The sequence below is a fragment of the Pseudomonadota bacterium genome (genome assembly GCA_023229365.1).
Taxonomy (GTDB): Bacteria; Myxococcota_A; Polyangia; order JAAYKL01; family JAAYKL01; genus JALNZK01.
The window spans coordinates 1-21291 of record JALNZK010000051.1 but is presented as its reverse complement, the minus strand read 5'-3'; the positions used below and the strand labels follow the sequence as shown (position 1 = coordinate 21291).

Annotated in this window: 20 protein-coding genes; 14 read left to right on the top strand and 6 right to left on the bottom strand. The window is 68.1% G+C overall.

Features of this window, described 5'->3' with window-relative positions; all coding sequences use genetic code 11:
• Positions 1-52 precede the first annotated feature (52 nt).
• Entirely contained in the window at positions 53-868 is an 816-nt protein-coding gene (locus M0R80_18660; GenBank protein ID MCK9461656.1) for a DUF817 domain-containing protein, read from the top strand.
• On the opposite strand, the gene M0R80_18655 is transcribed toward M0R80_18660, so the two are convergent.
• From M0R80_18655 to M0R80_18645, 3 genes are all read right to left on the bottom strand, one after another.
• Positions 861-1421, bottom strand: a complete 561-nt coding sequence (locus M0R80_18655) for a cob(I)yrinic acid a,c-diamide adenosyltransferase (protein MCK9461655.1) — start codon at positions 1419-1421, stop codon at positions 861-863. The genes M0R80_18660 and M0R80_18655 overlap by 8 nt on opposite strands.
• Positions 1422-1425: 4 nt before the next feature.
• The gene (locus M0R80_18650; GenBank protein ID MCK9461654.1) at positions 1426-2031 is read right to left on the bottom strand and encodes an outer membrane lipoprotein carrier protein LolA; all 606 of its coding nucleotides are present in this window, start codon (positions 2029-2031) and stop codon (positions 1426-1428) included.
• A gap of 139 nt (positions 2032-2170) precedes the next feature.
• Entirely contained in the window at positions 2171-2575 is a 405-nt protein-coding gene (locus tag M0R80_18645; GenBank protein MCK9461653.1) for a hypothetical protein, read from the bottom strand.
• Between the two features lie 158 nt (positions 2576-2733).
• Between M0R80_18645 and M0R80_18640 the strand changes: the two genes are divergently transcribed.
• Positions 2734-5034, top strand: coding sequence for a hypothetical protein (locus tag M0R80_18640; GenBank protein ID MCK9461652.1), 2301 nt, complete (start codon positions 2734-2736; stop codon positions 5032-5034).
• Between the two features lie 3 nt (positions 5035-5037).
• Here M0R80_18640 and M0R80_18635 read toward each other — a convergent pair whose 3' ends face one another.
• The 3 genes from M0R80_18635 to M0R80_18625 form a co-directional block, all read right to left on the bottom strand.
• Positions 5038-6729 (bottom strand): CapA family protein, encoded by a 1692-nt coding sequence (locus M0R80_18635; protein ID MCK9461651.1) that lies wholly within the window; start codon positions 6727-6729, stop codon positions 5038-5040.
• Between the two features lie 103 nt (positions 6730-6832).
• Positions 6833-7336 (bottom strand): DUF2147 domain-containing protein, encoded by a 504-nt coding sequence (locus tag M0R80_18630; protein ID MCK9461650.1) that lies wholly within the window; start codon positions 7334-7336, stop codon positions 6833-6835.
• Between the two features lie 68 nt (positions 7337-7404).
• Positions 7405-8163, bottom strand: a complete 759-nt coding sequence (locus tag M0R80_18625) for a SagB/ThcOx family dehydrogenase (GenBank protein MCK9461649.1) — start codon at positions 8161-8163, stop codon at positions 7405-7407.
• Between the two features lie 93 nt (positions 8164-8256).
• Here M0R80_18625 and M0R80_18620 point away from each other — a divergent pair, with 93 nt between their 5' ends.
• The 12 genes from M0R80_18620 to M0R80_18565 all read left to right on the top strand — a co-directional run.
• Entirely contained in the window at positions 8257-9810 is a 1554-nt protein-coding gene (locus tag M0R80_18620) for a DUF4080 domain-containing protein (GenBank protein MCK9461648.1), read from the top strand.
• 67 nt (positions 9811-9877) lie between these two features.
• Positions 9878-10498, top strand: a complete 621-nt coding sequence (locus M0R80_18615; protein MCK9461647.1) for a CAP domain-containing protein — start codon at positions 9878-9880, stop codon at positions 10496-10498.
• Positions 10495-11373 (top strand): hypothetical protein, encoded by an 879-nt coding sequence (locus tag M0R80_18610; protein MCK9461646.1) that lies wholly within the window; start codon positions 10495-10497, stop codon positions 11371-11373. The genes M0R80_18615 and M0R80_18610 overlap by 4 nt, the downstream gene beginning before the upstream one ends.
• Positions 11370-11828: a hypothetical protein gene (locus tag M0R80_18605; protein MCK9461645.1), complete on the top strand. Its 459-nt coding sequence runs from the start codon at positions 11370-11372 to the stop codon at positions 11826-11828. The genes M0R80_18610 and M0R80_18605 overlap by 4 nt, the downstream gene beginning before the upstream one ends.
• Before the next feature lie 28 nt (positions 11829-11856).
• Positions 11857-12348 carry a hypothetical protein gene (locus tag M0R80_18600; protein ID MCK9461644.1) on the top strand — a complete coding sequence of 164 codons (492 nt, stop codon included), beginning with the start codon at positions 11857-11859 and terminating at the stop codon, positions 12346-12348.
• A gap of 102 nt (positions 12349-12450) precedes the next feature.
• Positions 12451-13776: a response regulator gene (locus M0R80_18595; GenBank protein MCK9461643.1), complete on the top strand. Its 1326-nt coding sequence runs from the start codon at positions 12451-12453 to the stop codon at positions 13774-13776.
• 81 nt (positions 13777-13857) lie between these two features.
• Positions 13858-15408 (top strand): serine/threonine protein kinase, encoded by a 1551-nt coding sequence (locus M0R80_18590; protein ID MCK9461642.1) that lies wholly within the window; start codon positions 13858-13860, stop codon positions 15406-15408.
• Positions 15356-16240: a hypothetical protein gene (locus tag M0R80_18585; protein ID MCK9461641.1), complete on the top strand. Its 885-nt coding sequence runs from the start codon at positions 15356-15358 to the stop codon at positions 16238-16240. The genes M0R80_18590 and M0R80_18585 overlap by 53 nt, the downstream gene beginning before the upstream one ends.
• Entirely contained in the window at positions 16240-17904 is a 1665-nt protein-coding gene (locus M0R80_18580) for a hypothetical protein (GenBank protein MCK9461640.1), read from the top strand. Before M0R80_18585 ends, M0R80_18580 begins: the two co-directional genes overlap by 1 nt.
• Positions 17905-17907: 3 nt before the next feature.
• A complete protein-coding gene (locus M0R80_18575; GenBank protein ID MCK9461639.1) occupies positions 17908-18396 on the top strand; it encodes a hypothetical protein in 489 nt (162 codons plus the stop codon).
• A 272-nt stretch (positions 18397-18668) separates the two neighbouring features.
• Positions 18669-21047 carry a DEAD/DEAH box helicase family protein gene (locus tag M0R80_18570; protein ID MCK9461638.1) on the top strand — a complete coding sequence of 793 codons (2379 nt, stop codon included), beginning with the start codon at positions 18669-18671 and terminating at the stop codon, positions 21045-21047.
• Between the two features lie 19 nt (positions 21048-21066).
• Positions 21067-21291 (top strand): type I restriction-modification system subunit M N-terminal domain-containing protein (locus M0R80_18565; GenBank protein ID MCK9461637.1); only part of this gene is annotated, 225 nt, incomplete at its 3' end.

The following is a 21291-nucleotide window of genomic DNA, read 5'->3' as shown; positions in this document are numbered from 1 at the left end:
AGGCGAGGACCGAACGGGGAAATTTTTCTTCGGACCGGCGCGTCGGTGAGGGGTGACCCACCCGACCAGAGCGGCGATCTTCTCGCGCGCGGCCCTCCGCGACGGCGTCGCCGAGCTCTGGGCGTTCGGCCTGAAGAACGCCCTCTCGTGCGCCTTCCCGGCCTTCGTGTTCGGCATGCTCGCGGTAACGAAGACGGCCGGGGCGCTCCCCCTCCCGAGGTACGACATCCTGTTCCTGTCTTGTGTGGCGTTCCAGGCGCTGATGGTCGCGCTGCGCCTCGAGACGTTCGACGAGCTCAAGGTGATCTGCGTCTTCCACCTGCTCGGGCTCGGGCTCGAGCTGTTCAAGGTGCACGCCGGATCGTGGAGCTACCCGGAACCGGCGACGTGCTCTGTCGGCGGCGTGCCGCTCTTCTCCGGCTTCATGTACGCGTCGGTCGCGAGCTACATGATCCAGGCCTGGCGCCGCCTCGATCTCGCGCTCGTCGGCTGGCCCCGACCGCGCGTCGTAGTCCCGCTCGGCGCCGCGATCTACGGGAACTTCTTCGCGCACCACGCGCTGCCCGACATGCGCTGGGCGCTCGCCGCGATCGTCGTGGCCGCCACCTGGCGGACGGAGATCCGGTTCCAAGCGATCCGCGGCCGCGTGCGGGTGATGCGCGCGCCGATCGCGTTCCTCTGCATCGGGCTGTTCGTCTGGCTCGCCGAGAACATCGCGACGTTCTTCGGCGCCTGGGTCTACCCGCACCAGCAGGGCGAGTGGAGCCCGGTGCACCTCATGAAGCTGAGCTCGTGGGCGCTCCTCGTCATCGTCACGTTCCTCATCGTCGCGGAGCTGCGGAGGCTGAAGGACGGGAAATTCAACTAGGGAAAGGCGCGTCCTTGTCCCACAGGACGTCGCCGGGGCCTTCTGCGTGGTTCGAGCAGCGCGCGGCCGCGAAGAGCAGATCCGACGCGCGGTTGACGAACTTGAGGACGTTCTCCGAAACCTCCTCCTCCTCTGCGAGCGCCCAGAGGCTCAGCTCCGCGCGCCTGCACACGGTACGCGCGGCGTGCAGCAACGCCGCGGCGCGGCCGCCGCCCGGGAGCACGAACCCGCGGATCGCGCCGCTCCGCTCCTCGAGCTCGTCGATGGCGCGCTCGACGGCGGCGACGTCGTCGTCGGAGACGGAGGTGGCCGCGTTCGCCGGGCTCGAGCACGCGACGTTGGACGAGCAGTTGTAGAGCCGGTGCTGCAGGAAGGAGAGGAGCTCGTCGAGCCGCGGGTCGTCCGAGAAGGCGCGGGCCGCGCCCACGAAGGCGTTCGCCTCGTCGATCGCCCCGTACGCCGCGATGCGCGGCTCGTCCTTCCCGACGCGCGCGCCGTCCGCGAGCGAGGTCGTGCCGCTGTCGCCGGTCCGCGTGTAGATCCTGGGTGTCATAGGGTCACGGTTTGTCGAACAGGGAGGCGTCGACGGGCGGGTTGATTTTCACGTTCTTGAACACGAGCCGGGTCGTGTCGCCGCCGGCGGAGACGAGCTCGACCCAGGAGACGACCCCGTTCGTCCCGATCGCGACCCGGATCTCGGAGAACAGCGCCTTGATCTCGGCCTGCCTCGGCACGAGCCGCTTCTCGCTCGGACTGGCACCGCCTGCGACCGCGTAGTACGCCGCGGCCTTGGCGAAGTCGCCCGACGTGAGGACGAGCAGGTGCTCGGAGAGGACGCGCATGACGGGGTCCGCGCCGAGATCGAAGCTCTTCGTCACGCCCATGTCCGGGTAGCGGATCCACCCCTTGTCGCCGTCGATGACCAGGATGGAGCGCGACGGCGCTGTCATCTCGAAGCGCATGCGGCCGGGGCCGCCGAGCACGAGCCGGCCGGAGGACGAGATCGTGTCGGAGAGCACGACGAGCTTGCGCTCCATCGTGAAGTCCGCGCTGAGACGATCCGGCGCCGCGGGCGGCTGCGCGGCGGGTGCGCGCGCCGCGGTGAGGACGAGCGCCGCGATAAGCGCCGCGAGGAGGACGTCGGTGTGTCTGCGCGCGGTCATGGCGTTGCTTGGACCCTCCGTCGGGAGCCGCTATTCATCGCGGGTAGATTGCGACGATCCGGGCCTTTGCGCAACGATCAAACCCGGGCGCCGCCAGGGAGGCGACAGCGCCCGTTGAAGGTGTTCTTTGTAGGTCGGATCAGCCGGCGTCCGCCGTGTCCGTGTCGCCGGCGTCCTCATCGACCTTGGGGTGCGCGAAGGAGCAGGCATCGATGAGATCGGTCTCGTCGATCCCCTGGTCGAGCGCGCTCTCGAGGATCGCGCAGTCGAGCCCCTCTATCGCCGCGACGCACGCGTCGACCTCGGCGTCCGTGGCGCTCTTCCCGGTCTCGCCGTCGATCTCGCGCGTGCGGCAGAGCTCCTCGTAGTACGCGTTGCAGGTGGCCTGGTCGAACGAGTGATCGCACTTCTCGCGGAGCGCGCAGCGCGCCTTCTCGACCTTCACGCAGTCTCGGTAGTCGTTGAGCGGGTCGCCGCAGGAGACGGCGACCGGCACGAGGCCGACGATGAGGGCGATCCCCGGGATGAGGCTGGGCCGCTTCATGCCTCGAACCTAGAACGCGGGCCGCGGCGGGGTCAAGAAACCGGCGGGAGTCTCTTCTGCTTCACGCGCCATCTCAGTTTTTTTGGGCCCTGGCAGGTGAGGAAGAGCGGCCAGATCATATTGCACAGTACGATGAAACCTCCTAGAAGCATCGAATCATGACGAAATTGACGAATTTCCGCGCCCAGACCCTGTTGGTTTTTCTGACGGTCTTGTGCTGCCTGATGCTCGAGCTGATTCTCTCGAAGATCGCCAGCTTTCACCTCGGGCAGAGCTACTCCTACATCGCAATACCCATCACGTTTCTCGGCCTCGCCCTCGGAAGCTTCCACGCCCATCTCAACCGACGCATCATCGAGAATTTCGATGTGCCACGATACACGCTTCTTTTCATCGTCGTCACTGCACTGTCTCTCGCGGCCATGTTCTCCGTCTTCCTCTACCTCTTCCCGGTCTATTCCGAGTCGAGGGCCAATGCGCTGAGCCTGTTCTACCTGTGCAAGACCCTCGTGTTCATCGCCACAACCATCGTGCCGTTCTACTTCGCCGGCCGCATCCTGGCGGTGACCTACTTCATCAACAGGGAGAACATCGGCAAGATCTATAGTGCGGATCTCTGGGGGGCCAGCACGGCGTGCTTCGTCACGCCATTGCTGTTTCATTTTTTCGACCTCCCCGACGTGCTTTTCGTCGTGGTCGTCTGTCTTTCCGTTCTGGGACTGATCTTTCGGCCGATGACCCGGGTGAGAAGGCTTGCGGTGGCGGCGTTGCTGGTGCTGCTCTGCTTCGGCTTTCGGTTCTTCATGGTGCACGCGGAGGAAAACTTCGATGTTTCCGGCTTCGAGCCCGATCCCGAGGTCCACGTCACCCAGTTGGCGCACCGTTGGAACGAGTTCTCGAGGGTCGCGCTGACCGCCACCGAGAGAAATGGCCGCGTCGACTACGCCGTCAAGCACGACAACGCGCGGAGCAACGTCCACGTTTGGCGCTACATTCCCGCCAACGTGAGACCGAGCGACGAGCTGAGCACCATGAACGCGCCGTTCATCATAGGGCGCAAAGCTCGCACGATGATGGTCATGTTCGCCGGGTGCGGGGCGGAGATGATCCGCCTCAACGAGCTTGCGGGAGGGCGTTCCGACATCACCGGCGTCGAGCTGAACCCCCTGGTGCGGGACCTCGTGCTGCAATCAGACGTGCTGGAGGACTACCGTATCCCGGAATTCCTCAGCCTGCCCAATATCCATCTCGTCATCCAGGAAGGAAGACATTTCCTCGCGGAGGGGGAAGACAAATTCGATTTGATCTACATGGGAAGCGACGCGGCTACCGGAGAGCGCCTCACGGTCTATAGCAGGAAGTATCTCGATTCCGTCGAGGCGTACGTCCTCTATTTGAAAAGGCTCGAAGAGAATGGCGTCTTCGTCATCTATCACAAGAATGCCCTCGGGCGGATACCGATGCTGCGCGCCGCCTACGAGAGCCTGGGGGGGCGCGATTTCGGGAAGCGGGTCATCATCGTCCGCAGCCCTGATCGCGGAAATACCGAGATGTTCTTCTCCTGGTCAGAGTTCACCCCCAAGGAGGTGGACGACATCGTTTCGCGTTGCAAGCCCGGCAAGTACCGCGTTCGCTATGCTCCAGGATACCGGGGAAGCAATCCCGGAATCGCCGCCCTCGTCAACGACCCCGTGGGCGACAGCAAGATCCTCACCGACGACAAGCCCTATTTCGAGGGTCTCGCTCTCGAAAAGTACTCGTTGAATCCAGAGGAGGGGAAACAGAACTTCCTCGGTTGGGTGAGGATCACCACCTTCCTGATCATCACGCTGGTGTCCTTGCTGCTCATCGTCGGAATCTCCGTCCCGCGCAGGACCAGGCTGCCGGCGTCGGTCCTTTTCTTTCTGCTGGCCACCGGCCTGTCGTACATGCTCTGCGAAATCGCCCTCATGGCCAAGTTGGAGCTGTTCCTGCAGGTGCCGCTGCTCAGCATGGCGGTCGTGCTGAGCGTTTTCCTCCTCGCGGGCGGAGTCGGGAGCCGTCTGTCGCAGCGATACCGTCACCGGCTGGACATGCGGGTCGTGCCGGTGGTCGCGGCGTTCCTGGTGTTCGGTTCGATCTTCCTCGTCGACGCGATGAACGTTCACCTCATCGGGCTGCCGACGCCGGTCAAGCTGGTCCTGGCCGCGCTGGCCGTGTTCCCGGTCGGCATCTGCCTCGGGCTGTTCTATCCGTTCGCGGTCACCAGCCTCGTCAAGCACGACCTGGGGGACGTCGTGCCGATCACCTACGGGGTGAGCACCCTGGCATCCGTGATAGGTGCCAACTACGCCATCACCTTCATGGTCGAGGTCGGTTTCAACAGCCTGTTGAAGCAGGCCGCGGTCGTCTATCTCGGCCTGACCGTGTTCGTCGCGCTCTCCATTGCGTTCTCGAAACTGAAGTTGCTGCGCGCCTAGCCGTTACTCCTCGACGAGGATCCGGCCGAGGGCGATCTCGTCCGCCCCGGCCGACTCGAGTGGCGAAGCCACGCGCAGCGGGGTGTTGCCGCGGTAGACCCGCACGAAGACGTCGTGAGGACCGGCGCCACTCGTGGGGGGGCGCCGCACGAAGAACCGATCCACGACGATCTCGCCCACCCGCCACCTGCTCGTCGGGTACATCCAGTCGCCGGGTTGGTGGGGATCCTTCCACGTCGCCCCGCACTTCACCACACCGGCCTTCGCGCCAGGCGTGTCCTTCCTGTGCTTTTCCCCCTTGCCCGGCGCCGCCGGGGGCTCGGCGCATCGCACCTGGTAGTCGAAATAGTAGGACTCGAGGATCGGTTCGGCGGCGGTCCAGTAGGCAGTAATGTTCAACCCGTGGTCCGGGGCGACCGTCTCGGGCAGCTCGTATCCGAGCAACGTCAACCCGTTCTCGAACACATACCGCGCCGGGATCGCGGTCGGCGGAACGCTGGTCGCCAAGGGGCGTGCGTAGGAGCTCGGGTCGGGCAGCGTCGCGGGTGGCGGAACCGGGAAGCGGAACCGCTTCTTCGGCGCTGGCGGCGGAGGGCGTTCGAACACGAGCGTCATCCGGTCGTCCTCGCGCCGGAACGCCGTGCCGAACGGCAGGGAGAGCTGCTGCAGCCTGTCGAGGATTTGCCCTGCGACCACCGCGTCCGTTGGATTCGCGAGCATCGCCTCGCACTGGCCGAGCCGGATCGGGATCGCCTCCAGCTTGCGAACCCCGCGCCTGTCGACGTGCAGGAGCATGATCGCGGTTTGATGGACCCAGCGGCTGTTTCCACCTCTTGCCGGCCAGTCGACCAGTAAGTTGCCCGCATCGTAGACGATCGGCCTTCCGTCCACCACCTCGACACCCCTCATGACGTGCGAGCTCGATCCGAGGATGCCATCGACGCCGGTCTCCTTGACGACCCTGTGGGCGAACGCCACCAGCTCCTTCGTCGGTACGGGGTTCGAGTCGGGCGCCCCCCAGTGGACGACGAGGAGAACGACGTTGGCGTAGCGACGCGCACGACTCACCTGGTCGCGAATTCGCGCAATCGAATTCTCCACATCTCTGTTGGTGCGCACGAAGTTCACGCCGGCGCTGTTCGGTCCAGCGACGCCGCGCACAGAGGTCGAGTGGACGCCGATGAAGCCCACCACTGCGTCCCCGACCTTCTCGAATACCGGCGCCGTGGCCTCGTCGAGGTCCTTGCCCGAGCCGATGGGCGCGATGCCGGCGCTGCGCAGGATCCGGAGCTGCTCGAGCAGCGCGACCGGCCCGTAGTCCGAGGTGTGGTTGTTGGCGGTGAGCGCGACGTCGACCCCCGCCTCGGTCAGCACCTCCACGAGCTCGGGCCGACCTCTGAAGTGGCAGGCGTAGCCGCCTGGCTTGCCCGTCATGCCCCCACCGGACGCGAGGATGGACTCGAGGTTGACCACCGCCGCGTCCGCGCCGGCCAGGAGGCCTCGAATGCCGGCCAGCGGTGCCTTCGTGCCGTGTTCCGTCACGTAGTGGTTCATGTGCCTGGCGAGCACGGTGTCGCCGGCATAGGCCACGATCCCGGTTCGGTGGACAGGCTTCGCGACCTCTCGCGAGCACGAGAGGGCCGCGGCGACCACGAGCGCCGCCACCAGACCGAGCCGCCTGCACGCGCCGTGCATCGTCTGTGAAAAGCTCCTGCCGCAAACCGCCATGACGCCGTGCAGCCTATCACATGACGTCGCGAGGAATAGAGGGACGACGCGGAGGTGTCCGCGGCACAAGTCACCGGGCGCGGATCCAGTACTGCGTGCGTCCGAGGAGCGCGATGCCGAGGTAGCCGCGCACCTTCAGCTTCTTCCCGCCGTTGATCACTTGGATGTACATCTTGTAGGTCTTGCCCGACTCGGGGTCGATGATCGTGCCGCCGCTCCACTCGCCGCCGTCCTGCGCGAGCCCGTTGATGATCGTCATGCCCACGACGTGCTTGCCCCGCAGAGCGCCCGGGCACCTGTAGCAGCGGGGGTTCGGGTTCCCGCCCCTGGGGTCGATCAGCTTGACGATGGTGCCGTAGAGCCTCGCGCTCTTCTTCCAGATGCGGATGACGGATCTCGGATCGCCGGTCTTGTCGTCCACCGTGATCCAGAAGCCGACGGGCGACGTCGGATCGGCGTCGTGTTTTGCGGAGGCGGCGGGCGCCTGCGCGCCGGTGCCGAACGTGACGAGAAGAGCGACGAGCGCCGCGGGCGCGATGAGGGCGCGGCGGTCGATGAGGTGGCGTCGGGCCATGGTTCGAGCCTCCTGCCTGGTCGGCACGGATCGCACTAACACTGGGACCGCGTTCACGCCAACGGGATTCAGTGGCCGCCCTCCGGCGCCGCCGGGCCGGGGTGCCCGACGGTCTGGGCGAGGACGATCATCTGATCCGGCCCGAGGCCCATGGCCGCGGCGAGGCTCGGCTTGTCGACGTACGCGCGGACCACGGTCGCGAGCCCGGCCGCAGCGCAGTAGAGGTAAACGTTTTGCGACACGAACCCGGCGTGGGCGCCCGCGAACAGGAGCCGATCCTCGCGTGCGTCGCCGGCGATCTTCGCGAGATCGGAAACGTAGACGAGGCCGAGCGGGGCGATCGCGGCGAACTCCTGCACGCCGGTCGCGGCCCGCACGTCCTCGGAGGAGATCGGCAGGAGCGCGTGACTCTCGGGGGCGTAGCGGTAGAGGCCGCCGGCGGTGGCGGCGTAGACGTCGAGATCGCGCCTGTCCCGGGCCGTGGGCGCCGTGCGCTGGCCCGCCGCGGCGCGGTTGACGCCGGTCGCCGCCCAGAGGAGGTCCGACAGGGTCCGCAGGTCGAGCGGATCGGACGCGAAGCTCCGGGTCGAACGGCGCGCCTCCAGCGCATGCATGAGCGGGGCGTCCCAGCCGAGCCGAGGGGGCAGCAGGGCGACGGGCTTCGCGGGGTCGAACGGCGGCAGGGGCGCGCCGACGCCGGGGGCGGTCTCCTGGGTCGTCTTCGGGGCGATCGGTTCTCCGTCGGCCGTCACGGCTTTCCCTCCGGTCCTCGCGCACGCGAGAGCGAGCGCCGCGGCGAGCGCGGCGGTGATCGGGCAGGTCCGCATGTTCGTGCCTCCTCGAACGCCACTTTGCCCCTCAGAGGCGGCCGCGGCAAGCGCCGCTTGGGGTCGGCCGGGATCTGCGCTATGGCTGGACCCATGACGGACATCGTCCTCGTGGCGGCGAACGCGCGGTACGGGCACACGGCCCTCGGGCCGCGCTGCCTGCTCGCCAACCTCGGGGACCTGCGACCGCGAACCGCGCTCCTCGAGGTGACGATCGACGATCGCCCGGCGGACGTCGCGGAGCGGATCCTGGCGTCCTCTCCGCGCGTCGTCGGGATGTCGACGTTCGTGTGGAGCGTCCAGCTGCTCACGGAGATCGCGTCGATCCTCCGGCAGGTGGCGCCGGATCTTCGCCTGGTGGTCGGCGGGCCGGAGGTGATCTGCCCGGGCGATCTGCCGCCGCTCGCGGCGCTCGCGGACGTGGTCGTGCACGGCGAGGCGGATCTCGCGTTCGCGGACGTGGCGCGCCGCCTGCTGGCCGCGGCGCCTGTCCCGCACCTCGTCGCCGCCGAGCCGCCCGACCTCGCGGCCGTCGCTCTCCCGTACGGCGAGTACACCGACGCGGATCTCGCGCAGCGAACGATCTATGTTGAAGCCTCGCGCGGCTGCCCGAACGGCTGCGAGTTCTGCCTCTCGAGCGTCGCTCCGGGCGCGCGCCGGTTCCCGGAGGAGCGCGTGCTCGCGGCGGTGGAGTCGCTGTGGGAGCGCGGCGCACGTCGGTTCAAGTTCGTCGACAGATCGGTGGAGCACGGGGTGACGACGGGGCTCCTCGACTTCTTCCTCGAGAGGGCGGGGGAGGGCGCCTTCGTCCACCTCGAGATCTTCCCCGGCGCGATCCCGCCGCCGCTGCTCGAGCGGATCGCCAGTTTCCCGGCGGGCGCCGTGCAGCTCGAGGCGGGAGTCCAGAGCCTTTCCGACGCGGTGGCGTCCCGCGTCGGGCGCCGCCAGGACGGCGCGCGCGTCGAGGCCGCGATCCGGGGGCTCGTGGAGGGGACACGCACCCACGTCCACGCGGATCTCATCGCCGGCCTCCCGGGCGAGGGGTTCGAGGGGATCGCGGAGAGCTTCGATCGCCTGCGCCGGACGGGCGTCCACGAGATCCAGATCGGCGTGCTCAAGCGGCTGCGCGGCGCCCGCATCGCGCGGCACGATGCGGCGTACGGGATGGCCTACCGCGAGACGCCGCCCTACGACGTCCTCAGTACCTCGGCGGTCGACTTTGCGGCCATGCAGCGCCTGAAGCGCGCCGCGCGCGTTCACGATCTCGTGTGCAACAGCGGCCGCTTTCCGAAGACCTCCGCGTTGCTGCTCGACGCGCCGTCGCCGTTTCGCGCCCTCGTCGGGTTCGCGGACTTCCTGCACGCGCGCGTCGGGGCGCCCGTCGGGATCGCGCTGCCACGGCTCGCGGCGCTCCTCTTCGAGCATCTCACGGAGTTTTGCGGGCTCCCGAAGGGCGACGTCGCGGACGCGATCGCCGACGACACCTGCGGCGCGACCCGGCGCAGGCTGCCGGGCGCGATCCGGGAGCACGTCACGCGCTGGCCTGCCGAGGCGGCGCCCGCGGGATCGGACGCACGGATCGGCGCCCCGAGGCGGCAGCGTCGGCACGCGCGCGGGAGACCAGGAGGATCCGGCGCGCGCAGCTGATCCTTCCAGCACCCGTCACCGGCGTGCTACACTTTCCGCCATGAGTTCTTTCGGAGGAGGTGGGGGCATGAGATTCGCTTTGGCGGTTGCGGCGGCGGCGGCGCTCTGGACGGTCGGCTGCAAGGGCGAGCAGGTCGCGCCGTTCGACGGGGGGACGGACGGGGATTCCGACACGGACACGGACGCCGATACGGACGCCGACGCGGGGGATCCCGCCGAGGAGTGCCACCCGTCGGCCGAGGGCTGGCCGCCAGAATGGGCCGCGCTCGAGGGTCAGCTCGTGGGCCTCGTGAACGAGGCGCGCGCAGCGGGGGCCGAGTGCGGAGACGCGGGCGTGTTCGAGGCGACGGCGCCGCTCGCCATGGAGCCGCACTTGCGGTGTGCGGCGCGCGTGCACAGCCTCGACATGGGCGAGCGGAACTACTTCAGCCACGACAGCCCGGACGGGCCGCTCGGCGAGGACGAGTTCGAGAGGGTCATGAACGCCGGGTACGAAGGGTTCGCGCTCGGCGAGAACATCGCTGCGGGCTACTCGACCGCGGAGGGCGCGTTCGATCGCTGGATGAGCTCGGGCGAACACTGCGCCAAGCTGATGAACCCGGCCGCGACCGAGACGGGCGTCGGCTTCGCCGCGGTCGACGGCAGCGACTGGACGAACTACTGGACCCAGAACCTCGGCACCCCGTGAAACGCCTCGTCGTCGTCGCGCTCGCATTCGCGCTGGCGACCGCCTGCCTGCAGGGGCCGCAGCGCTCCGGCCAGCCCCCGGATCCGCCGCCGGGCGCCGGCCCTTCGGAGAAACCGTTCGCGAGCCCGGACGCAGGCGCGGTGATCGCACGGGAGGTCCCCGTTCGGCCCGCGGATCCGTTGCCGCCCGGACCGCCGCCGCCGGCGCGACCGGAACCGCTGGAGGTGCCCGGCTTCGCGCCCGCGTCGCACGTCGGACCGTCGGGCGAGGCGACGTGGCCGCGCCCGGTCGTGATCGTGCTGCACGGCAACTTCGACCGCCCGGAGTGGGAGTGCGATCTCTGGGGCGAGGTCGCGTCGTCCTACGGGTTCGTGCTGTGCCCGCGCGGAGTCCGCACGCCGTGGGCCACGCTCGCGGAGGATCGCTGGACCTACAAGGGTGCGGCGCGCGTCGCGGCCGAGATCGAGGCCGGGCTCGCGGCGCTCGAGGCGCGCTATCCCGGGCGGGTCACGCGCGAGGCGACGGTGCTCGTCGGCTTCTCCCTCGGCGCGATCCTCGCGCCGGGGCTCGTCGAGTCCAGCCCCGGGAAGTACTCCTACGTCTTCTTCGTCGAGGGCGGCGTGGAGAAGCTCGATTCGAAACGCATCGCCTCGCTGCGTCGGGCCGGCGTCACGGGCGTCGGCCTCGCCATGAGCGCACCGGGGAGGAGGAGGGCTGCGCGCGCGGCGATTCCCGAGTTGCGCGCCGCGGGGATCCGCGCGATCTTCGTCGACATGAAGGGCGCGGGGCACGCCTACAGCTCCGACTTCGGCGCCACGGGCGCGGCGGCGATGCTCGCGCTGACGGGCGAGGTCGCCGACGGAGGGACGCCGTGAGGGGTCGATCCGCGAGCGCGGCGTGCGCGGTCGCGTTGATCGCCGCGGCGTGCGGAGGCATCGGCACGAAGGCCGTCGACGAACAGCCCTCCCGCTGCGGCCGTGCCGTCTTCTTCTCGGTGGCGAATCAGGACGACCGGACCCGCGACGCCGAGATCAAGATCGTGGTCGACGGGAAGCCGATCGTGTACGGCTCGTTCCGCTCGAGCAGCGGGGAAGAATCCGCAGACTACCACTACATCGCGGCGCAGACTGCGCGCGACGACATCACGGTCCGTGCCGTGAGCCCGGACGAAGACGGCGGGCTCGTCGAGGCGAGGAAGCAGATCCCGGTGAAGGACGGCATCTGGATCGTCGTGACGCGGGTGCGGGACATCGACGGCGCGCCGCAGCTCCATATCGAGTTCTCCTACGAGGGCCCGGTCGCCTCGTGGGGAGAAGGCGAAGGCCGATGACCCGCGCGGGCGACCTCTGAGGTGTCGAATGTTCCTGTGGTTGAAGAAGCGGACGAAGATCGAAGCGCTCAGGGAGGGAGAGGAGCGCGTCGTCGAGGGGCGCGTCGTTCCGGCGAAGGAGATCGGCGTCCCCGGGACGCAGCTCAAGTGCGTGTACTACCACTTGCTCGTCGACAAGTGGGATCGTGGCGCGCGCGGCAAGGGTCGGAAGATGTGGATTCCGATCAGCGCGGAGGAGCGGGCCGTGGGGTTCTTCCTCGAGGATGGCACCGGACGCGCCTGGGTGGCGGCCGACGACAAGCGGCTCGCGGCGGCGGGCGGCGCCGAGGAGGCCGGGACGTACGGCAAGAAGGGGACGCAGCGGTTCATCGCGCGGCTCGTCCGCGCCGGCGACGTGGTGCGCGTTCGCGCGATCGTCGACGCGCCGAAGGGCGCCGAGCCGGGCGACGTCCTCGTCTTGCGGGCGGGCGGTGAGAAGGATCGCCTCGAGATCCTGTTTCGAAAGCGCGCCCGACTCTAAGCGCTTGGCTGGGGATTTTCATCCCACCTCGTGCGTGAAACGACAAAAGTCGGTACACTCATTCTTTCGGTACACGTCGTGAGTGTTCGACCGCGAGGGGTCATGCAGGACGAAGAGCAGAAGGACGAGTCGCGGCAGAAGATGCTGACCGAGGTCGGCCGCCTGTGCCGGCGCATCGCCGAGCTCGAGCGCGAGCTCGACGATCAGCGCGAGCTGACGCGCATGATGCGCCGCGAGCTCGAGAAGAACGCCGAGACGACCTCGAGCAGCACGCGGAAGAGCATGGTCGAGCAGCTCCGCAAGGGACAGAAGATGGAGTCGCTCGGGCTCTTGGCCGGAGGCGTGGCGCACGACATGAACAACGTCCTCGGCGCGATCATGAGCCTCGCGTCGGTCCTGCGCGAGGAGATGAGCCCGGACGACAAGCGGTACCGCGACGTCGAGGACATCCTCAGCGCGACGCGGCGGGGACGCGATCTGACCCGGAACCTCCTCGGCTTCGCCCGCGAGGGGAAGTACGTGAAGGACATGATCTCCCTCAACGACGTCGCGCAGGAGGCGCACGCGCTCCTGTCCCGAACGACGCCGCGGCGGATCGTGTGGCTGCTCGAGTTCGACGACGAGATCCCGCCCGTCGAGGGGGACTTCGGCCAGATCGCCCACGCCGTGATGAACGTTTGCATCAACGCCACCGAGGCGATGCCCGACGGGGGCGAGCTCGTGGTGACGACGCGCAAGGTCTACCTCGGGCTTTCGGAGCTCGAGCAGTGGCCGAAGCTCGCGCCCGGGACCTACGTCATGATCAAGGTGCGGGACACGGGAAGGGGCATGGACGAGGAGACGAGGCGCCACGCCTTCGAGCCGTTCTTCTCGACCAAGCCGCGCGACGAGGGCACGGGGCTCGGGCTGTCCATGGTCTACGGCACGATCACGAACCACGGCGGCATGGTGACGATCGACAGCGCCCCGGGGCGGGGGACGTCGGTCTCCATCTACCTGCCGCGCGCCCGCTCGGCGAGCGTCGAGCTGCGCGGCGACGAGGCCGACGCCGAGGCGCTGACGGAGGGGACGATCCTGCTCGTCGACGACGAGGAGCTCGTGCGGCGCTCGGCGCGGCGCGTGCTCGAGAAGATCGGCTACCGCGTGCTCGAGGCCGAGAACGGCGCGGCGGCGGTCGAGCTCGTCGCGTCGGAGAAGGAGCGCATCTCGCTCGTCCTCCTCGACGTGATCATGCCGGTCATGGACGGCGAAGAGGCGCTGCGGCGCATCCGGCAGATCGATCCCGACGTCCCGGTCCTCGTCTCCTCCGGCTACTCCCGGGAGGGCAAGGTCGACGAGCTCCTGCGGAACGGCGCCTGCGGCTTCATCGAGAAGCCGTACGATCTCGCCAAGCTCGCCGATTACGTGCAGTTTTCGAAGCGCGGTTGAGCGCTTGTGTTCGCCGCGGTTTTTTGCTTGAGTAGGACCGTCGGCGCGTGATCCGGCCCGGGGGGCGTGGGCAGAGCTCCGATGAGCAGTGACCTCATAGGCAAGGTCCTCGACCGCAAGTACCGCATCGTCCGGGTCATCGGCGTCGGCGGCATGGGCACGGTCTACGAGGCCGAGCACATCGTGATCTCGCGGCGCGTCGCGCTCAAGATCCTGGCGCCCGAGTTCGTCTCCAGGCCCGAGACCGTGGAGCGCTTCTTCCGCGAGGCGAAGGCCGCGAGCGCGATCGGGCACCCGAACATCATCGACATCTACGACGTCGGCCGCGAGGAGGACGACACCGTCTACATCGTGATGGAGCTGCTCAAGGGGATCAGCCTCGCGGACTGCATCGACTGCGAGAAGCGGCTCGAGCCCACGGCCGCGGCGGCGGTCGCGGCGCAGGTCCTGTCGGCGCTCCGGGCGGCGCACGAGAAGGGGATCGTGCACCGCGACCTCAAGTCGGACAACGTGTTCCTGGCCGTGGACTCGCGCGATCGGCAGGAGGTCAAGCTGCTCGACTTCGGCATCGCGAAGGTCGGCACCACCGGCACGCACGGGCTCGGGCTGACGCGCGACGGCGACGTCGTGGGGACGCCGTACTACCTCTCGCCGGAGCAGGCCCGGGGCGCGCGCGACGTGGACGCGCGCATCGACATCTGGGGCGTGGGGGTCATCCTCTACGAGATGCTCACCGGCTCCCTCCCGTACACCGGCGAGAACTACAACGAGGTGCTCGGCAAGATCCTGCTCGAGGCGCCGAAGCCGATACTGGAGCTCGTCCCGGAGCTCCCGGCGGAGCTCGTCGCGATCGTCGAGAAGGCGATGCAGAAGGATCGCGACCTGCGCTACGGGAGCGCCGCGGCGATGCTCGAGGATCTGACACCGTTCATCGAGAGCTCCTCGACCGAGAGCATGAGCACCGTCGTCTTCAAGACGATGAAGGGGATCCCGGTCACGCCGATGCCCGGCTCGCGGATGCTGCTCTTCTCGACCCCGGGGAGCGGCGTCCGACGCCGGAGCGACCCACTGGCGCACACCTCGGACATCCCCGAGGAGGAGCGCGCGATCCTCGACGGGATGTCCCGGAAGCGCAGGAAGCGCATGCTCGTGCCCCTGGCGCTCGTGGTCGTGTTCGGCGTGCTCGTGGCCGGCGTGACGCTCGCGCTGTTCGCCGGCGGCTCGGACGGAGCGGAGGCGAAGCCGGCCGGCGCGGTCGCCAACGGGTGGAACGCCGCGGACGCCGCGGCCCCGGCGATCGAGGAGAGCGTCACGATCGAGCTGCGCGGCCTGCCCGCAGGCGCCCGGGTGCTCGTCGACGGAGAGCCGGCGACGCCGCCCGTATCGCACCCCAAGACCAGCGCGGCCGGCCACTTCGAAATATCGGCCGAGGGCTACGTCACGCTGGACCTCGTCGTCGTTTTCGACAAGAATCAGGCGATCGACGTGGCGCTCAAGGCGCTCGAGGTCGAGAAGGCCGGCGAGGCCGTGCAGGCGGACTCGGCACCGAAACCCGAAGAGAAGAAGAGCGGCGGCAAGAGTGGAAAGAAGAAGGGCAAGAAGGGCGGCTGGGAGTCGAACCCGTTCGACTGAGGCGGCCGCCATCGTCATCGGGATCTGCGTCATCTGTTTCTCGAGCGCGTCCATCGCGGAAACGATCTCCCCGGCGTGCCCCGAGCGTCCCGCCAGCGCGAGCAAGGCGCGCGGCGTCGCGAAGGAGTGGTTCAGGAAGGCCGAGACGCTCGTGAAGGAGGAGCTCTTCACCGAGGCGCTCGGCGCGTTCAACTGCTCGCTGCGGATGTTCGAGCACCCGGCCACGATGATGAACGCCGCCCGCGCGGCCGAGCTCGCGGACAACAAGCCGGAGGCGCTCGATCTCTACAAGCGCGCGGTCGCCGCGACCCCCGAGGCGGAGAAGGCGACCTTCGCGCAGGCGCGGGTCGCCGCGCTCGAGGCGGAGCTCGCGAAAGCGCCCCCGGCGGAGAAGCCGGAGCCGGAAGTGAGGCCCGAGCCGAAGCCGGAGCCCGAGGTGAAGCCCGAGCCGAAGCCGGAGCCCGAGGTGAAACCCGAGCCCGAGCCGAAGGGCGATGACGGATCGCCGCTCCTCGTTCCGGGCTACGTCGCGTTGGCAGTGGGCGGCGCCGGCGTCGTTACGGGCGCGGTGCTCGCGGGGCTCGCGGCGAAGGCCAAGAAGGACGGCGAGGACACGGACAGCTGGCCCGAGTTCCAGGACAAGCGGGACGCCCTGGCGGGGCTGCAGACCGGGGCGATCGTGTGCTTCGCGGTCGGCGGCGCCGCGCTCGTCGCCGGGATCGTGATGGTCGCCGTGGGGAACAAGGGCGAAGAGCCGAACGGAGATGCCGCGGCGGTCGAGGTCGCGGTGTATCCCGGAATCGGCGGCCTCGTCGTGGGAGGGACGTTCTGATGCGCCGTGCGACTCCGATGGCTGGCTGGATCATGCTCGCGGCAGCGGCGCTCGTCGCCGCCTGCACGCTGACTCCGCAGGACGGGCAGTTCAGCTGCGAGGACGGATGTCCGCCCGGGTGGGAGTGCGGCGAGGACGGCTTCTGCCATTCCGACACGGACACCGACACGGATACGGATATCGATACGGATACGGATACCGACACCGATACGGACACAGACACGGACACCGATACCGACACGGACACCGATACCGACACCGACACGGATACGGACACCGACACGGACACCGACACGGATACGGACACCGACACGGACACCGACACGGACACCGATACCGACACGGACACAGACACCGACACGGACACGGACACCGACGCGGACACCGACACCGAGCCCGTGGAGTGCGTGGTTTACGTCGATGCCGTTGCGACCGGAGCCGCGGACGGCTCGTCGTGGACGGACGCCTTCCTCACGGTCCAGGCCGGGATCGATGCGGCGGCGCTCGCCGCGCCCACGGCGCTCGGCGGGCGGTGCGCCGTTTGGGTCAAGGCCGGCATCCACTACGTCTATTCGACGGCGAACACCGACACCGTCCAGCTCGAGCCGACAGTCGATGTCTTCGGCGGCTTCGCGGGCGCGGAGGCAGCGGCCGACGATCGGGATCTCGAGCAGAACGCCACGATCCTGAGCGGCCGGTCCGGTCCCGGGGGCGCAGAGCGCGTGATGCACGTCGTGACCGGTGCCGCGGACAACGCGCGCCTCGACGGCTTCGTCGTCATGGACGGCAACGCGCAGGGGGCGGTTGCCAATCGGTACGGCGCGGGGCTCCTGATCAACGGCTACTCGCCGACCATCGCGCGCTGCGCCTTCCTCGAGAACGTGGCGCAGGCGGGCGGCGCCGCGATCGCGGTGCGGGGCGGCGCGCCGGTCATCGAGGACAGTCTCTTCGTCGGCAACACGGCCCCGACCGGCGGCGCCCTGTACGTCGACGGGACGAGCGCCGTCGAGGTCGTGAGCTCCACGTTCGTGGCCAACTCGGCGGCGACGAGCGGCGACGCCGCGTACGCGACCGGCGCGAGCGCGTCCTTGACCTTCGTCGGGAGCATCGTCAAGGACAACGGCGCGCCGGCGGGAGATCTCGTCGCGGTGAGCTCCGCGGCGATCGCGGCGACGTACTCCGATCTCGAGGCGATCACCGGGACCGGCAACATCGACCTGTCGCCCGCGTTCGCCGGCGTCCCGACCGGCGCCTCCGGCAACTGGACGGGCGTGACCTACGACGGGGCGACGTTCCGGACCGCCCTCGTGCACACGGGCAAGAGCTGGACGCCGGGCGCGTTCGTCGGGCGGATCGTCGATGCGGACACGGCGACGGGAGCTTTCTACTGGGTCGTCGGCAACAGCTCGAACACCGTCTACGTCTGGGGCGACGCCACCCTTGCCGTCACGGCCGGTGATCCGTACGGCGTCATCGACTACCGCCTGTCCTCGACGTCCCCGTGCATCGACGCGGCGGACGGCGACGCGGCGCCCGAGCTCGACCTTGACGGGCAGAGCCGCTGGGACGATCCAGCTGCGACGAACGCCTACGAGTGCGACCTCGCGGTCCCGCCCGAGTGCTTCGAATACGCCGACATGGGCGCCTACGAGCGACAGCCGTAGTCCATGGGCGCTCCGCGAACGACCGTTCTCGCTCTCGTCGCGGCGGCGATCGTCTGCGGGGTGACGACGTGCAAGCTCGTGCCGCAAGAGGGGCAGTTCGTGTGCGATGAGGATTCGGATTGCCCGAGTGAGTGGGTGTGCGATCTCGAGGATCACCTGTGCTACTCGAGCGCGCAGACGGACGCGGACGCAGACGGCGACACGGATACTGACGTGGATTCCGACACCGATACGGACACCGACACGGATGTCGACAGCGACACGGATACCGACACGGACACCGATACTGACACCGACACCGACAGCGACACCGATTCCGACACTGACACCGATACCGACACCGACACGGACACCGACACGGAGCTCGAGCCGTGCCCCGAGGAGCTGCCCGAGTACGAGTGCACGCCGCTATCCAGCTGCACCGCGGGCGGTGGCGTCGAGGCGACCGAATACGCCTGCGACGATCCCAAGGTCTGCTGCTACACCCCGTAGTAGGGGCGATTCATGAATCGCCCTGCGTGACGTGTCCGCCTACGCCCTGCGGGCTACGGCGTGATCTTGGACCTTCGACTTCGGCGGTCGACGATCACGCCGAAGCTCGCGCAGCGAGCGAAGGCGGACACGACATCGGTCGTTGTACGATCATACGGTTTGACCGATAATCCGAAGGACCAGAAGACGACCGGCGGGCGTGAGGCAGGACAGGGAATGGCCGGAGGGGGTGGTAGGGTCGGAAGGTCGGGAGCTCGGCGGGGGCGGACGTGATGCAGGAAGACAAGAAGAAGCTCTCCGAAGAGGACATCTGCCTGCGCTACCTGACCCCGGCGCTCGAAGGGGCGGGCTGGGACAAGGCGCAGATCCGGCGCTCGTACACGCTGACCGCCGGGCGGGTGATCGTCCGGGGCAAGCTGCAAACGCGGGGCGAGAAGAAGTTCGCGGACTACGTCCTGTTCCACAAGCACGGGCAGCCGCTCGCCGTGGTCGAGGCCAAGGACAACGCCCACTCGGTCGGCTCGGGGATGCAGCAGGCGCTCGGCTACGCGGAGATGCTCGACGTGCCGTTCGTCTTCTCCTCGAACGGGGATCGGTTCCTGTTCCACGACGCCACGGCGGCGGCGCTCGGCGGCATCATGGAAGAGGAGATCGCGCTCGATCGCTTCCCGTCGCCGGACTTCCTCTTCGACCGCTGGCGGCGGTTCAAGGGGCTCGACGCGAGGACCGAGCGGATCGTCACCCAGGACTACCACACCGACCTCTCTGCCAAGGTGCCGCGCTACTACCAGATGCAGGCGATCAACCGCGCCGTGGAAGCGGCTGCGAGCGGGCAGGACCGCATCCTGCTCGTCATGGCGACCGGCACGGGCAAGACGTTCGTGGCGTTCCAGATCATCTGGCGGCTGTGGAAGTCGGGCCTCAAGAAGCGAATTCTGTTCCTCGCCGACCGCAACATCCTCGTGGATCAGACGCGCACGAACGACTTCAAGCCGTTCGGCAAGGTGATGACCAAGATCGCGGGCCGCAAGGTGGACAAGTCGTACGAGGTGTACCTCTCGCTCTACCAGGCGGTCACCGGCACCGAGGAAGAGCAGAACATCTACAAGGAGTTCTCGCCCGACTTCTTCGACCTGATCGTCGTGGACGAGTGTCACCGAGGCAGCGCGAACGAGGCCAAGGCCTGGCACGAGATCCTCGACTACTTCTCGGCGGCCACGCAGATCGGCCTCACGGCCACGCCCAAGGAGACCAAGGACGTCTCGAACCTCGCGTACTTCGGCGAGCCGGTGTTCACCTACTCGCTCAAGCAGGGGATCGAGGACGGCTTCCTCGCGCCGTACAAGGTGGTGCGCATCGACTTCGACAAGGACCTGGAGGGGTGGCGGCCCGAGGCCGGGAAGCTCGACAAGCACGGCGTGGAGATCGAGGACCGAGTCTACAACCAGCGCGACTTCGACCGCACGCTCGTGCTCGAGAAGCGCACGCGGCTCGTGGCCGAGAAGGTGACCCGTTTCCTCAAGGAGAGCGGCGACAGGCTCGCCAAGACGATCGTGTTCTGCGACGACATCGACCACGCCGAGCGCATGCGTCAGGAGCTGGTCAACCTGAACGCCGACCTCGCCGCCAAGAACCCGAAGTACGTGATGCGGATCACCGGCGACAACGACGAGGGGAAGAAGGAGCTCGACAACTTCATCGACCCCGAGGTTCGCTACCCGGTGATCGCAACGACGTCGAAGCTGATGTCCACCGGCGTGGACGCGCAGACGTGCAAGCTGATCGTGCTCGACCAGCGCATCCAGTCGATGACCGACTTCAAACAGATCATCGGCCGGGGCACGCGCATCCGCGAGGACCACGACAAGCTATGGTTCACGATCATGGACTTCAAAAAGGCGACCGAGCTGTTCGCGGACCCGAACTTCGACGGCGACCCTGTCCAGATCTACTTTCCGCCGGAGAGCGGCCCGATCGTGCCGCCCGACGTCGCCGACGGCCCGCCAGTTGGCGTCGGAGAAGACCCGTCCCACCTGTCCGACCCGTCCCACCCGTCCCACTCCGATCCCTCCGATCCCGCGCACCATCCGCGCCAGAAGTACGTGGTGGACGACGTGCGGGTGTCGGTGGTCGCCGAGCGCGTCCAGTACTACGGCGCGGACGGCAAGCTGATCACCGAGTCGCTGAAGGATTACACGAAGAAGCGCGTGAAAACGCGCTACGCCTCCCTCGACTCTTTCCTCAAGACGTGGACCGGAGCCGACCGCAAGCGGGCGATCATCGAGGAGCTGGAGCAGCAAGGAGTGTTCTTCGAGGCGCTCGCCGACGAGGTGGGCAAGGAGGTCGAGCCGTTCGACCTCGTCTGCCACGTCGCGTTCGGTGCGCCGCCGCTCACCCGCCGGGAGCGCGCGGAGAACGTGAAGAAGCGCCACTACTGGGAGAGGTTCGGCGAGCAAGCCCGCGCCGTGCTCGGCGTGCTGCTGGAAAAGTACGCGGTCGAAGGTATCGAGAACATCGAGGACCCGTCCGTGCTCAACGTGAAGCCGCTCTCCGACTTCGGCACGCCCGTCGAGATCGTCAAGCTGTTCGGCGGCAAGGACGGCTTCGACACCGCCATCCGCGAGCTGGAACACGAGATCTACAGCGCCTAGCAAAGAGGTTCGATAACTCATGTCGATCAGCACCGTCATCAAGACCATCCAGGACATCATGCGCAAGGACGTGGGCGTGGACGGGGACGCCCAGCGGATCAGCCAGATCGGGTGGATGCTGTTCCTGAAAATCTTCGACGACCGCGAGGACGAGTACGTGATCACCGAGAAGGGGTACGTCTCGCCGCTGCCCAAGAAGCTGCGCTGGCGCAACTGGGCCGCCGACCCCGAGGGGATGACCGGC